Origin of the sequence: Pseudoclavibacter terrae, assembly GCF_008831075.1 — a bacterium.
GTDB lineage: Bacteria > Actinomycetota > Actinomycetes > Actinomycetales > Microbacteriaceae > Pseudoclavibacter > Pseudoclavibacter terrae.
Genome location: NZ_WBJX01000004.1, coordinates 321876 through 335705, shown reverse-complemented (window position 1 = coordinate 335705; position 13830 = coordinate 321876). Strand labels below are relative to the sequence as shown.

Annotated in this window: 14 protein-coding genes; 4 read left to right on the top strand and 10 right to left on the bottom strand. The window is 66.2% G+C overall.

Translation table 11 applies throughout. From position 1 onward, the window contains the following. Nucleotides 1–18: 18 nt before the first annotated feature. The 3 genes from F8O03_RS13390 to ppgK are packed head-to-tail and all read left to right on the top strand — an operon-like array spanning nucleotide 19 to nucleotide 4788. Nucleotides 19–2310 carry a glycoside hydrolase family 3 C-terminal domain-containing protein gene (locus tag F8O03_RS13390; RefSeq protein ID WP_151424290.1) on the top strand — a complete coding sequence of 764 codons (2292 nt, stop codon included), beginning with the start codon at nucleotides 19–21 and terminating at the stop codon, nucleotides 2308–2310. A gap of 58 nt (nucleotides 2311–2368) precedes the next feature. Next, complete coding sequence (locus F8O03_RS13385) at nucleotides 2369–3994, top strand: DHA2 family efflux MFS transporter permease subunit (RefSeq protein ID WP_151424289.1); 1626 nt, start codon at nucleotides 2369–2371, stop codon at nucleotides 3992–3994. Next, on the top strand, nucleotides 3991–4788 hold the full coding sequence (gene ppgK / locus F8O03_RS13380) for a polyphosphate--glucose phosphotransferase (protein WP_151424288.1): 798 nt from the start codon (nucleotides 3991–3993) through the stop codon (nucleotides 4786–4788). The genes F8O03_RS13385 and ppgK overlap by 4 nt, the downstream gene beginning before the upstream one ends. Nucleotides 4789–4833: 45 nt before the next feature. On the opposite strand, the gene F8O03_RS13375 is transcribed toward ppgK, so the two are convergent. The 6 genes from F8O03_RS13375 to F8O03_RS13350 all read right to left on the bottom strand — a co-directional run bounded on the left by F8O03_RS13375 (nucleotide 4834) and on the right by F8O03_RS13350 (nucleotide 9818). Continuing rightward, on the bottom strand, nucleotides 4834–5394 hold the full coding sequence (locus F8O03_RS13375) for a dihydrofolate reductase family protein (RefSeq protein WP_151424287.1): 561 nt from the start codon (nucleotides 5392–5394) through the stop codon (nucleotides 4834–4836). Next, nucleotides 5391–5942 carry a TetR/AcrR family transcriptional regulator gene (locus F8O03_RS13370; RefSeq protein ID WP_151424286.1) on the bottom strand — a complete coding sequence of 184 codons (552 nt, stop codon included), beginning with the start codon at nucleotides 5940–5942 and terminating at the stop codon, nucleotides 5391–5393. Before F8O03_RS13370 ends, F8O03_RS13375 begins: the two co-directional genes overlap by 4 nt. A 150-nt stretch (nucleotides 5943–6092) precedes the next feature. After that, nucleotides 6093–6791 carry a response regulator transcription factor gene (locus F8O03_RS13365; RefSeq protein ID WP_151424285.1) on the bottom strand — a complete coding sequence of 233 codons (699 nt, stop codon included), beginning with the start codon at nucleotides 6789–6791 and terminating at the stop codon, nucleotides 6093–6095. Next, nucleotides 6788–8005 carry a sensor histidine kinase gene (locus F8O03_RS13360; RefSeq protein ID WP_151424284.1) on the bottom strand — a complete coding sequence of 406 codons (1218 nt, stop codon included), beginning with the start codon at nucleotides 8003–8005 and terminating at the stop codon, nucleotides 6788–6790. Before F8O03_RS13360 ends, F8O03_RS13365 begins: the two co-directional genes overlap by 4 nt. A gap of 61 nt (nucleotides 8006–8066) precedes the next feature. After that, the gene (locus tag F8O03_RS13355) at nucleotides 8067–8888 is read right to left on the bottom strand and encodes an ABC-2 transporter permease (RefSeq protein ID WP_151424283.1); all 822 of its coding nucleotides are present in this window, start codon (nucleotides 8886–8888) and stop codon (nucleotides 8067–8069) included. A gap of 27 nt (nucleotides 8889–8915) precedes the next feature. Further along, a complete protein-coding gene (locus tag F8O03_RS13350; protein WP_151424282.1) occupies nucleotides 8916–9818 on the bottom strand; it encodes an ATP-binding cassette domain-containing protein in 903 nt (300 codons plus the stop codon). A 308-nt stretch (nucleotides 9819–10126) separates the two neighbouring features. Between F8O03_RS13350 and F8O03_RS13345 the strand changes: the two genes are divergently transcribed. Continuing rightward, nucleotides 10127–10651: a hypothetical protein gene (locus F8O03_RS13345; RefSeq protein ID WP_167516577.1), complete on the top strand. Its 525-nt coding sequence runs from the start codon at nucleotides 10127–10129 to the stop codon at nucleotides 10649–10651. Nucleotides 10652–10734: 83 nt separating this feature from the next. Here F8O03_RS13345 and F8O03_RS13340 read toward each other — a convergent pair whose 3' ends face one another. The 4 genes from F8O03_RS13340 to F8O03_RS13325 form a co-directional block, all read right to left on the bottom strand. Next, the gene (locus F8O03_RS13340) at nucleotides 10735–11226 is read right to left on the bottom strand and encodes a hypothetical protein (protein WP_146079064.1); all 492 of its coding nucleotides are present in this window, start codon (nucleotides 11224–11226) and stop codon (nucleotides 10735–10737) included. Between the two features lie 696 nt (nucleotides 11227–11922). Then, nucleotides 11923–12675 (bottom strand): ABC transporter, encoded by a 753-nt coding sequence (locus tag F8O03_RS13335; RefSeq protein ID WP_151424280.1) that lies wholly within the window; start codon nucleotides 12673–12675, stop codon nucleotides 11923–11925. After that, entirely contained in the window at nucleotides 12672–13589 is a 918-nt protein-coding gene (locus F8O03_RS13330) for an ABC transporter ATP-binding protein (protein ID WP_151424279.1), read from the bottom strand. Before F8O03_RS13330 ends, F8O03_RS13335 begins: the two co-directional genes overlap by 4 nt. Then, nucleotides 13586–13813, bottom strand: coding sequence for a PLD nuclease N-terminal domain-containing protein (locus tag F8O03_RS13325; protein ID WP_151424278.1), 228 nt, complete (start codon nucleotides 13811–13813; stop codon nucleotides 13586–13588). Before F8O03_RS13325 ends, F8O03_RS13330 begins: the two co-directional genes overlap by 4 nt. Between the last annotated feature and the right edge of the window lie 17 nt (nucleotides 13814–13830).

The window sequence follows — 13830 nt, the reverse complement described above, 5'->3', positions numbered from 1 at the left end:
CCTCGATCAAGGAGATTCATGTCACACCTCACCACAGCACGTCACAGCGTTGATGCGTTGACGCTCGAAGACAAGGCCGCGCTCACCAGCGGTGCCGCGTACTGGGTGACGAAAGAACCCGCTGGCGTGCCAGTCGTCACGATGGAAGACGGCCCCCACGGAGTCCGTCACCAGTCCGCCGGAGACACCCCGCACATGGGCATCGCCCCGAGTGAGCCGGCCACGTGCTTTCCTCCAGCGGTCGCAGTCGCGCAGACCTGGGACCCGGAACTCGTCGAGCGACTCGGCGAGGCCCTGGGGCGGGAGGCCCGTTCGTTCGACACCGACGTCTTGCTCGGCCCGGGAGTGAACATCAAGCGGGACCCCCGCTGTGGACGCAATTTCGAGTACTTCTCCGAAGACCCGCTGCTCAGCGGACAGATCGGATCGGCCTGGGTCACTGGACTGCAGCGCAGCGGGGCCGGCGCGTCGTTGAAGCACTTCGCGGCCAACAACCAAGAGCTGGACCGGATGCGCTCCAGCTCTGACATCGACGAGCGCCCGCTGCGGGAGATCTACCTGCGCACGTTCGAGCGGGTGGTCCGAGAAGCCAAGCCGTGGACCGTGATGGCGTCCTACAACAAGCTCAATGGCACTCCAGCAACCGAGAACCACTGGCTCCTGACCGAAGTCCTCCGCGGCGAGTGGGGATTCGACGGTGCCGTGGTCAGCGACTGGGGCGCCGTCGGCGACCGGGTGCGCGCATTGCGCGCCGGCACCGACCTGCAGATGCCGGGTGGTGACCTCGGGGCGGACGCCGAGGTCGTCGCGGCCATAGAAGACGGGTCTCTGGACCCAGCAGTCTTAGACCAGAGCGTGCAGCGGATGCTGGACCTCGCCGAACGCGCGGAACAGGCCCGCATCGCGCATCCGGACACGACCTTCGACGAGGCGGAGCACCACGCCCTCGCACGCGAAGTGGCCGGCCGCGCCATCGTCCTGCTGAAGAACGACGAGCAGGTGCTGCCGCTCGGAGGCACAGGCACGGTTGCGGTCGTCGGACCGTTCGCGACCTCGCCCCGGATTCAGGGTGGTGGCAGCTCCAGAGTCATTCCGACACGCACCGACGTTCCATTCGACGAGTTGCGCGCACTCGCTCCGGACGTCGACTTGCGAGCTTTCGAGGGTTATCGCCACGACGGCACGGACGCTGCCGATCTCCGCCAGCAAGCCGTTGAAGCCGCCAAGCTTGCCGACACAGCGGTGGTCTTCCTCGGTCTGACCGCAGCAGACGAGGCGGAGGGAACTGACCGAACCCACATCAATGTGCCCGCGGAACAGATCCAGCTGCTCCGCGCTGTTGCTGCAGCTCAGCCGAAGACCGTAGCTGTGCTCATTCACGGGGGTGTCATCGCGCTCGCTGAGATCGCCGAGTCGGTGCCAGCCGTGCTGGATGCAACGATCCTGGGGCAGGCGGGCGGTGGAGCGATCGCCGACGTGCTCCTCGGACGCGTGAACCCATCCGGCAGGCTCGCGGAGACCGCTCCCGTTCGCCTGGAAGACGCGCCGTCGTACCTGACCTACCCGGGCGACCAGCTGCACGTTCGCTACGGCGAGGGCATCTTCGTCGGGTACCGCGGGTACGACCACCTCCGTCGTGAGGTCGCCTTCCCCTTCGGGCACGGCCTTTCCTACACGCAGTTCGAGTACGCAGACCTGCAGCTCGTCGCCACACCCGACGGCATCCGCGTCGAGGTGGCAGTGCGCAACACCGGTTCAGTTGACGGCCGGGAGGTCATCCAGCTCTACGTGTCGAAGGAGGGCGGTGTTCAGCGGCCACCGATGGAGCTTCGCGGATACCGGAGCGTCGGCATCAAGGCGGGGGAGACCGCGCATGTGACCATCACGATCCCGCGCCAGGATCTCGCCTATTGGGACATTGGTCTCCACCGCTGGGTGGTCGAAGGCGGCGAGTACGGCATCCACGCCGCCGCATCCAGCCGAGACATCCGTCGATCCGGCACTGTGCGGCTCGACGGCGACGCGGTGCGGCGTCCGTTTACCGAGGAATCGACCGTCGCTGAGCTCCTCCGCGACCCCATCGGCGCGGCGGCAATCGCCGACATCATGGGCCGAAATGGAAACACGCAGAGTGTCGCGTCGCAGGAACTCGGTATCGACGCGAACAAGTCGGGCATGCGCATCCCCATCGGACGACTGCGAACCCTGAGCGCGGGACGCTACCTGCCCAAGGCGCAGCTCACGGACCTGCTGCAGCGCCTCAACGCCAGCCGAGTCGAAAGCGCACAAAAGGGCAACCGCAACTTCTGACTGTCCCCGCCGCCGCCAGTACTGCCAAACCTGCAGCCCCTGAAAGGACCGCTGAGTCGTGTCAACGCTTGACGAAACCTCCACCCAACGCCCCGTCCGCGTCGGCCCAACTCTGACCGGTCTCATGCTGGGCCTGCTGGTAGCGATGCTCTCCAGCTCGATCATCTCCACCTCCCTGCCGCGCATCATCAGCGACCTCGGCGGCACACAAGCCACACTCACGTGGACCGTGACCGCCGCGCTCCTCACCATCACCGTGACGACCCCGATCTGGGGAAAGCTCTCGGACATGGTTGGGAGACGAGCGCTGATCAACGCCGCGCTGACGATCTTCCTGGTCGGCTCCGTGGTGTGCGGGCTCGCGACAGGGCCCGAGATGCTGATTGCCGGACGCGCAGTGCAAGGCGTCGGCGCCGGCGGTCTCCTCACGCTCGTGCAGATCGTGCTCGCCGACATCATCAGCCCGCGGGACCGCGGCAAGTACATGGGTCTCTTCGGTGCCGTGATGGCGGTCGGCACCATCGGCGGTCCGCTCCTGGGCGGGTTCCTCACGGACGCACTGGGATGGCGCTGGAACTTCTACAGCGCCATCCCGGTGGCCGTGATCTCCCTCGTCGTTGTCTCCATCACCCTCCGCGTGCCCCGACGCAACACGCGAGTCCACATCGACTACGCGGGTGCGCTCCTCATCTCGGCCGGCGTCTCAGGTCTTCTCATCTGGGTCTCTCAGGCAGGGAACTGGTTCCCCTGGCTCTCCGTGACATCGTTGGTGCTCGGGTGCGGTTCGGTCATCCTGCTGATTCTCGCCGTGATCGTCGAAGCACGCGCAAAAGAGCCCATCATCCCGCTCTCCCTCTTCCGGAATCGTGGGTTCGTGCTGACGGTGCTCGCGAGTCTGTCCGTCGGTGTCGCAACCTACGGCACGGCCGTGTTCGTGAGCCAGTACCTCCAGCTCTCGCGAGGCGCATCCACCACGGAATCCGGGTTGATCGCCTTGCCGCAGCTCATCGCAGTGACGATCGCCTCCACTGTGGCAGGCGCCCTCATCAGCCGAACCGGGAAGTGGAAACCCTGGATGATCGTCGGCGCGAGCTCACTCGCAGTCGGCGTGACCATGCTCGGCATGCTGACCGTGTCCACTCCGATGCCTTACCTGTGGGTGGCTATGGCACTCGTCGGCATCGGAATCGGCTGCGTCATGCAGAACCTTGTCCTCATGGCAGAGATCAACGTCGACCCACGCCAAGTCGGCGTCGCGAGCGCCGGAGTCGCATTCTTCAGAAGCCTTGGCGGAACTATCGGCGTCACGCTCCTCGGCGCGATCCTCAGCATCCGAGCCCAATCCGTCGTCCAGAGCAACGCGACGGAGCTCCAGACAGCCGGTATCGACGCTGGGACCGTCGACCTCACCAAGATCGCCGACCTGCAGACACTCGGTCAGCCCCTCCGCGGAATCGTCGAAGAGGCCTACGCGCGCGGTGTCGCGGACGCATTCCTCTACTCGGCCCCTCTGGCCATCGTCACCATCATCGCCATCGCGCTCCTGCCCGCACGCGAGCTGAGTACCCGGACACGAGGGCAGCGAATCGAAGACCTCGAAACCGAAGTTGTCGAGACCAGTGCCGGTATGTCGGGCACGGTCCCCACGCTCGACGAAGGAATCACGGAGGACTCAAGGGCATGAATCCACATGCGACCATCGGCGTCGATGTCGGCGGCACGACCATCAAAGCCGGGCTCGTCGATCTCCGCACCGGAAAGCTCGTCGGAGAGGCAGTGCACGCGCCAACGCCCCGAGGTGGTGCACCTGTCCACGTCGTCGACACCATCGCCGGTTGTGTCCAGCTTCTCGACCCTGCCGGCGAACACCAGCAGATCGGCGTGTGTCTGCCGTCCGTCGTCAGCAAGGGCGTGACACTCAGCGCGGCGAACATGGATCCCGGCTGGATCGGCTTCGACGCGACTACCCATCTCTCCAACGAACTCAACCGAACCGCTGTCGCGATGAACGACGCCGACGCGGCAGGCTACGCAGAGACGCGCTACGGCGCCGCCAAGGGGGAAGGCGGTCTCGTGATTCTCGTCACGCTCGGCACAGGCATCGGCACCGCCCTCATTCACAACGGAACTCTCATCCCGAACAGCGAACTCGGCCACCTGGAGATCAACGGAATCGACTGGGAGTCCAAAGCTTCCTCCGTGGCACGGGAACGACTCGGGCTGTCCTGGGTCGCGTGGGCAGGCAACCTCCAGATCTACCTCGACGCGCTCGAGCGCTTGATGTCCCCGGATCTCATCGTCATCGGGGGCGGCATCTCCTCGACGCCGGAGAAATTCCTGCCACTCATCGACTGCACCGCTCCCGTCGTCCCCGCGCAGCTCGGTTTCGCAGCGGGGATCAGCGGAGCCGCGGCATTCTCGGGGCTGCAGGGTCACGACCAGTACGCAACCACGGCGGGCGCTGCCTTCTGGCGCTAGCGTTCCTGGTGCTCGACCGCTCGACGCGAACTCACGCGATCCATCTCACCGGGTCGTCACGTCGTACGTGGTTCGGACGAGGCCATCCTCGGTGGCATGACTGCCCCGGACCGTGAGCAGTACGTCGGCGTCGAGGGCACCGAAGAGTGATCGTCCAGAGCCGAGAATGATGGGGGCGACCGACAGGGTGATCTCGTCGACGAGGCCTGCGCGAAGGAACGACTGGATGGTGCGGCCACCGTCGATGTACACCTCCGCCGCTCCGCCTTCCTCGAGGAGGCGGGTCGCCTCGTCGACGGACTCGGCCCTCGTCACGCGCGCATCCTCGACCGCTGTTCGCGAGGTGAGCACGATCACCCGCTTCCCGTCGAACGGCCACCCGTCGAAGCCCAGCACCGACTCGTACGTTGCACGCCCCATGACGATCGTGTCGATGGTCGGGGAGAACGTCTCCCAGACGAGTGCGGGGCGGTCGCTGTTCCCACTCACCGCGTGCGGTCGGGGCGACGGGTCGGTCAGCCACTCGAGTGTGCCGTCCTCCCGCGCGATCTTGCCGTCTGCGCTCACGCCGATGAAGACGCGGCCGCGCCAGGTACGAGAGTTCATTTCCACATCTCCAGAAATCGATCGAGGGTCATCAGGGAAGAAACGGGGTCGCGGTTCACTGCAGTGCGCAGCAGGGACCCGTGGAGGGCATCGAGCAGCACCGCGCCTCCGGCCCGCGCGTCGGCGAGGCGCGGAAGGTCCATCGCCTCGAGGAGTTCAGCGAGTCGGGTGGCTTGTCTCTCCCAGCCCTCAGCCAGCAGCGCGCTGAGCATCGGGTCTCGAAGTTCCCCGATGATCTCCGACAGGGCGTACAGGGCGCCTGCCGCCGAGCCAGCGCCGAATTCGCGCCCCACGTACTCGCGGAGCGCGTCGCCAGGGTCCACTCCGGCGGGCGGAGGTCCCTGTGGGATGAGCTCGACCCACCGCCGGGTGAGCGCCTGGACGAGCCCCGCCTTCGAGCCGAAGCGCTTGACCAAGCCCGAGGCGCCGATACCGGCCGCCGGGGCAACATCCGCAAGCGACCACGGACTGAAGTCGGTGCGCTGCTCCAGAGCCTCGACGATCCGAGCCAGCAGCTGTTCATCTTCGAGTCGACGCGGGCGGGCCATGGAGTTAGTGTACACGCGTTTCTTAACTGAGATGGATGCGCACCGCACCGCACCGCATCGGCACGCGTCGCTCTGGGACACGCAAAGCCCAACCCGGCGATACCACCGGGGGCGATCGTTCCTCGCTAGCCGTCCGTGCTGCCCCCGCCCCTACCGTCGCCTTTTCAGCTCGTGCCCGAGGATGACCGCATGAACTCGGTCGCGGACGTGCAGCTTGGCGAAGATGCGGTTCACGTGCGTCTTCACCGTGGCGGGGGAGAGGTGGAGCGTCTCGCAGATCTCACCGTTGGAGAGTCCGGCGACCACGCACGCGAACACCTCGAGCTCGCGCGGGCTGAGCGGGTCGAGCGGATGGCTCGGGTCGTCGTCCACGGGGCTCGCAGGGCTCTCAGGGTGCAGATGCGACCCTCTGGAGGTGTAGTGGTCTATCAGCTGCTTCGTGATCCGGGGCTCGACCACGGCTTCGCCCGAATGAACCGTCCTCACGGCCTCCCGGAGCCGATCCGGCGGTGTGCTCTTGAGGAGGAAGGCGCTTGCACCGGCGTCGAGACCGCCGAAGGCGTACTCGTCGATGTCGAAGGTGGTGAGCACGATCACCCGCGTGCTCGGGTGAGCGGTGGTGATGATCCTGGTCGCCTCCACGCCGCCGATGCCGGGCATCCGCACATCCATCAACACGACATCGGGCTTGAGCTCGCGGGTGCGGCGGATCGCCTCCTCGCCCGTGGCCGCTTCGCCGACGACCTCGATGTCGTCGGCCGAGTCCAGGGTCAGCGCCGTGCCCATCCGAACGAGCTCCTGGTCGTCGACGAGGAGGGCTCTGATCTTCGGCGAACTGATCTCGGTCATGCGCGTGCGTCTCCGTCGGTCCGCAGAGTGGCTGTCGTCACCCAGCCGCCGCCCGGTCGTGGGCCAGCCGAGCTGCCGCCGCCGAACGCCGCGGCACGCTCGGCGACACCGAGCAGCCCCCGGCCACTGCCCTGGCTCGGGACTCGGCCCCCGCGGGGATCGGCGCGTCCGTCGTCAGCGACCTGCACCATGACAGTGCCCCCAGCCACGTCGATGCTGACCTCGATTCGAGTGGCCCCTGCGGCGTAGCGCAGCGCGTTGGTGAGCGACTCCTGAACGATGCGATACACCGTCGTCGATAGTGCGGGATTCGCGGGCATCGCCTCGCCAGAGCGGGTGAGTGTGACGGGCAGACCCGCATCTCGGAAGACCTCGACCAGTTCCTCCAGCTCCGGGACGTTGTGGCCCGAGCGGTGCAGGCGCTCGTCCAGCACCGCGTCGTCGTCGCGGAGCACGTGCAGGATCCTGTTCATGTCGGCGAGTGCGCTTCGCCCGACCTCGCCGAGCCTGTCGAGTGCCAGCGCTGACCGCTCCGGGTGCTTCTGCCAGCCGTTGGATGCGCCATCGGCGAGGGCGATCATCGTCGAGAGCGAGTGGGCGACGATGTCGTGCATCTCCGCGGAGATGCGCTGCCGTTCCACGCCACGCGCCGTGCTGAGCCGTTCGTTCATCAATTCCGTGAGGGCTTCTCGGCGGCGCGCGGTGCCGCGAGCGGCGATGCCGAGAGCGAGAGCGAGCAGCGCCAGGGGGTCCAGCAGCGACGGCGCATGGGTCACACCCGTCGTCGCGTACAGCAGAAGCGCCCCGAGCGCGGGCAGACCCACGACGATGGCGTACCCCACGAGCGCAGTCGCAGTCGGCGTCGCGGAGGCCAGCGTGGAGAGCACGACGGCGACGGGCAGGCCCAGCAGGGCAACCGGGGCAGGCAGAAGCGTGCCAGCCACGCCCACCAGCACGACTGCGATGAGGACCGCTCGCGGAGACACCCGCCGCCACAGCAGCAGCCCACACGAGAGGATCGCGAGAAGCAGGCCAGGCCACAGCGGTTGCTCACCGGGGAGGATGAGCACGAGTGCTTGAGCTGACAGGCAGATGAGGGCGATGAGCGCATCCACCGTCCTCGGATGGGCGGCAAGCCAGCGCGGTAGCCGCGTGCCGAGCACGCGGTCGACGTCCGCCGCATCCACTGCCGGGACCGAAGCGCGAGCACCCATGCTCTGACCTCCATCCTGAACTGTTCTCACATTGTCCCCTGCTGCCTGTTCAGTCCAGTGCTCAGGCGTCGCGGCGCTTGAGCAGGATGGTCGCGACCGCGAAGAGCGCCAGTGCCCAGGTCAGCAGAACGACGTAGCCAGTCCACGGGCCCATCGGGTCCGTGCCGACGGGGGCGAGCAGCAGCGAGCCTGCTTGGATGGGGAAGAAGCGGGTGATCTCAGTGCCGAACTCGGTGAACATCTGCGGGATCACGGGCACGATGAGGAGGAACGTGATCGTCGCGAGCACCGCGGCGATGACGTTGCGGATGATCGCACCGATCGCAAGACCGATGATGCTGATGGCGGCGAGGTACAGCCCCGAGCCGGCGACGAGGCGGAGCAGGTCTGGGGTGTCCAGGACGTAGCTGTACCCGCCACCGGCGAGGACCGTCGGGGCGACCGCGAACCCGATTGCCGAGCTGGCTGCTCCGATCACGAAGGCGATGCCCGCGACGATGGCGCCCTTCGCGACGAGCACCGGCGTCCGTCGCGGAACCGAGAGCAGCGTGGTGCTGATCTGCCCGGAGCGGTACTCGTTCGTGATCATCAGCACCGCGAGCACAGCGAGGATGATGCCGACGTAGCCGGTCTTGTCGACGATCATCTCGGGGTAGGCGTCGTAGTCAGCCTGGGGTGAGCCACGGTCGCGGAAGACGTAAGCCCAGGGCATCGCGACCCCGTTGGCGACCAGGAGCAGGGCCGTGAGTCCTGCGAGGGCGTGGTTCGACGCCAGTCCCCGGAACTTGATCCATTCGGAGACGACAGCGCCACCCAAGCTGACCTTGCGCACGCGGACCTGGCGCACGGTGCGGGCGCGGGTGGTGTCGGTGGTGGTGCTCATGAGGGTCCTTTCGTGGGGGAAGCGGGATCAGGCCGAGGCGTACTCGACGGAGTCGCGGGTGAGGTGGTTGTAGGCCTCTTCGAGGGTCTGGCGCAGCGGCGTCAACTCGGTGAGCAGCACTCCCGCCTCGTGGGCGGCGCGGGCGATCTGCTCGGCGGTGAGGCCTTCGACCTCCAACAGGCCGGGTTCGTTCGATGCGACCGTCACCCCCGTGGTCGTGAGTCGATGGGTGAGGGTTCGGGCGTCCGGCGTTCGCACGCGGACGCGGCTGCCCCCTTGATCGGTGAGCGAGCTGAGTGGTGAATCGGCGATGATCTCACCGCGGCCGATGATGATCACGTGGTCAGCGATGAGCGCGAGCTCGCTCAGCAGGTGCGAGGAGAGGAAGACCGTTCGCCCCTCGGATGCCAGCCGAGCCAGCAGTTCGCGCACCCAGGTCACGCCCTCGGGGTCGAGGCCGTTGACGGGCTCGTCGAGGATGAGCGTGCCAGGGTCGCCGAGGAGCGCTGCGGCGATGCCCAGGCGCTGACCCATGCCGAGGGAGAACCCGCCGACCTTCTTCCGGGCGACCGAGCTGAGGCCCGTGGCTTCGAGCACCTCAGTGACGCGCGAGCGCGGAATCCGGTGCGTCGCCGCGATCGAGGTGAGGTAGTTCAGCGCTGTGCGGGACCTGCGCGCCGCCTTCGCGTCGAGCAGGGCACCGACCTCGCGCAGCGGCGCCGCGAATGCTCGGTACTCGCTGCCATCGATGAGCGCGCGCCCGGAGGTGGGGCGGTCGAGCCCGACGACGGAGCGCATCGTCGTGGACTTGCCGGCTCCGTTCGGGCCCAGGAACCCCGTGACTTTGCCCGGTTGGACAGTGAAGCTCACATCCCGCACCGCATGCTTGTCCCCATACTGCTTGGTCAGGCCCTCGACTTCGATCGTCATGGCGTCGTGCTCCTTCTCCCAGCGGATGCGTTGTGCCCTCGACGCTACGGACGACGGGTTCGAGCGGATGCCAACCAGGGGTTGAACTGCGGCTGGTCGCGTCGCGCATCCCGAACCGCCCCGCAGAATGCGCGGAAGCAGATTCCGCATGCCACCAGCGCCCGCCGGCGCGCTCAGGCAGCAGGCTCGCAGACCTGGGATGCTGGGGTGTGGCTCTCTACGACGCGACGTTTTCGCGGACTCCTGGCTTCGTCTCTCGGCGTTCCCTGCCACGCACGATCGTGGCGACGGGTGCGCTCCTGCTGTGCATGGCAGCGGTGGTGTTCGCGGTGGTGAACTTCGCCGGGTTGATGGAGTACTCGAAGGAGAGCGCTGAGGAAGCGTCGCGCCCGCGATATCAGGCGATGCGGGGGCTGGGGATTCTTCCCATTGCGATCATCATCCTCGCCGTGACCTTCGGAGTGTTCGCTGTCGGGGCGATCACTGGGTCCTGGACGCGAGTGTGGGTTCGCGAGCAGACCGGCACGCCACTCCGGAAGCGTTTCGAGGGGTACCACGCGCTCAGCCCGGACGCGTTCGAGCGGCTCCACGCGGCGTTCGCCTCCGGTGATCCGACCCGGTATGTGCCGCTGTCGGAGCAGACCCGCGGAGGTGACGGCGTCGTCTTCATCTGGACCGCCGACGCCGACCAGCTCGCGTTCGTCGGAATGACCTGGGGGAGCAGGCGGAAGGCCACCTGCAACGCGCCCCTCATCGTGCTGCGCGGTCGTCAGTTCGACGACCTTGATCGTGCCCTCCGTGCGGGCCTCACGGCTCCGTGGGTCGCAGGCTAAGAAGCTGAGACAAGTCGAACGGGTTCACCAATCCGGTTGACCGGCAGTCGGATGCGGGCGCCGCCAATCTGAGCCGACGGCGATCAGTGCCAGGCCTGTGAGCTGAGCACGGCGCCGACGGTGAACGGGCGGTCCGGGACGATCGCCGACCATCGCAGCGCGCGGTGAATGCTCTGCCAGAGGATCGAATCGTGACCCGCCCCGAGAGGCCGCCCCGCCGCATCCACCGTGCTCGCGACGTATCCCTGCGTTCGACGTTCACCAGGCCACAGGCGCGAGACACGACCACCCATGACGACCGCGCGCTTCTCGAGCAGCGTCAGGCTGGTGTATCCCATGGGCACGTTCTCGAACAGGACGTCCTGACTGAAGTCGTCAGCCGTCCCGCACCGGGTAACCCCGCGTCCGGTCTCCACGAACAGGAGTGTCTCGTCGTGGTCGGTGTCGAAGACCGATGGATGGTCCCACAGCCAGGTCGCGTGTCCGGCAGGTTCGTGATCGATGTTGGGCACTTCGACGGCCTTGTCCCACCACGAGCTGGAATCGACGATCATCGGAACGTTCAGGCTCTTCACGAGGCGTGATCATACGGGCTCAGCTGCTGCACGAATAGAGGAGACTCGACTCCTGGCATCCGCAGCGGAAGTGCTCCGACATCTGGATGGGAACCGAGCCGAGTTCGCGTGGCTCACGCGCATCGCGACGCTCCCACCGGGCACGGCAAGAGCCGCACCCATTCTCGATCCAGGTCAGCGCTGGACCACGAAAACGTCGGTCAGGCAGCACACGCGCCTCCGTCGCACAATGTTCTCGGTCGGTGGGAGTCTACGAGGACATCGCCGTGATGCTCCGACTAGGCAATCACTCGCGCAAGGCGGCCGTGCCGACTGAGGTGGTCCTCGACCGGCCTTCGTTCAGCACGAAGTCGACGTCGTAGGGCCAGGCCGGCAAGCCCGCATCTCCTTGCGCTGGCGAGCTGGAGGCCAGGCGCAGAATGCGCTTCTTCAGTCCCCTGCTCACCATCGCAACATTATGACGGAGAGAACTCGCCAGCACCCTGTTTCGCGAAACCCATGGGTTTTGCGACAAGAAGGTTTTGAGACATGCCGGCTGCCGGAACCGCCCCCGGTGCCGATCTCGCAGACAAGAGTTCCTCGGGGACAGCTCGGCATCAACTGGCGGCCACCGTGTCTCGGACTGCCAATAGTTGTTGACACGCGGATAGCCGCTTCCCGCCCAAGGAGATTAGGGCGTCCTCCTTCGAAGGGTGTTTAGGCATCGCGACGGAGCGTCTGTTGTCTTGCGATCCTCTCTGCCACCAGTACGCAACCAATGATCACGGTTCCTGTAATGAGCAGGGGCGGCGTAGTGAGTTCTGTCTGCGCGAGAAGGGCCGTGGGCGTCCAGCTTGCTGTTGCGCCCACTTGGTTGAGGAGGGGCAGCGCGAGGAGCAGAACCACGGACACTGCGAGAGTTGCCGCGGTTCGGCGGAAGACGGTCATGAGCAGATAGCCGATGCTCATGGCCATCGCGAGATACAACGATGAGGAAACCCAGACTGTTGCGATGAGCGTCGGGGACAGCGGCCCGATGACCGCAGTGGTGACGATGCCAGCACACGCGAGGCCAAGGGTGTAGCTCGCCACCGCCGCGAGCCCGTCGACCCCAAGGCGGGGCACGGTCAGGTATGAGAGCGTTCGTACGCGAGTGCGGTAGAAGATTGACGAGCCGGGTCTCGTGTCCCACGTCAGCGACGTGATCGCGGTGGCAACGGACAGGATGAGGCCGAGTTGCATGGCACTCTGGTTGTAGAGCGCGATCCCGTCGGCTGGGGTGGCTGCTGAAGCGGTCATGCTGATCTGTTCGGTATTGGCAGCTGCGCTGAAGATCTCCTGCATATGGGTTGCGAGCACTGGTGCCGACAGGCCGAAGAACATGAACGCGACGATCAGACCCAGCAGGAGCCCCGACCGCGTGAGGCGGCGGATCTCAGTGTTTGCGGAGGCAAGAACGGTCTGTCTCATGAGCGGGTACCTCCGATGATCCGAGCGAATGCGGCGTCCAGATCTCGATCCTGGAGTGAAACCTCGAAGAGTGGCGCGGGCAGCTCGGCGATCAGTCGAGGGAGCTCGGTGTCCGCTTGTACGAAGCTCGGGAACTGCACCCGACAGATCGCGTCGGTGAGGAACCGGATGTGCGCCGTCGGGAATCGTGAGCGGAGTGCCTCTTCCGATGTGCGCGTTTGCTCTGTGGTGAGCGCTGAGGTCAGCCGGATGTTCCAGGTGGGACTGGCGGCGCGTGTGAGCAGCTGCGCCGTCGTTCCGGACGAGACCAGGCGCCCCTCGTTCAGGACTACCACTTGGTCAGCGAGGTGTTCCACTTCGCTGAGTAGGTGGCTGGAGAGGAGTATGCACCGGTGCTTTCGTTGCTCCTCAAGCACAGCTCGGATGTCCGCGCGGCCGATGGGGTCGAGCGCGCTGTTGGGTTCGTCGAGGATGAGCACGTCAGGATCCAGCACCAGTGCAGACGCCAGACCGAGGCGCTGGAGCATCCCTCGAGAGAAGTCCGCGACACGGCGTGCCTCAACCTTCTTCAACCCGCAGAGCCGCAGGGCTTCCCGCGGCGCGATGCTGCTGCGTGCACCGGACATCAACGCGGAGTTTTCGACCACTTCGCGGGCCGTGAGCCACGACTCGAACTCGGGGACATCGGGGCAGTACGCCGTTCGCGTCCCGGGTGGCGACACGACTTGTCCGGAATCGGGGGAGGCGAGCCCCGCGATGATGGTGAAAAGGACAGTTTTGCCAGCCCCGTTCGGACCTATGACGGCGGTGACACCCTGACTGTTCGCCTGGAACGTGAGGCCGCGGATCCCCGTGCCGTTGGAGAAGATGCGCGTGATGCGATCGACCTGGAGCGCGACGTTGTTGGTGTTCACCGGAGGTCCTCGTCACTCAGAGGGGCTTCCGAAGTACGGCCGAGAATGAAGTAGGCAATGGCGCCAAACGGGATCACGACGATCGCGATCAGCGCCCAAACCAGTTTGGGCAGATATCGCACCTCGGGGCGCCGAATCAGATCGACGAGACACCAGCCAAGAAGCAGGATCAAGAGGACAAGAAGCGGGAGGAGCGGGACGACCAGGTCGAAGTCGAGATTCATGGGGTGTCCATTCTGGG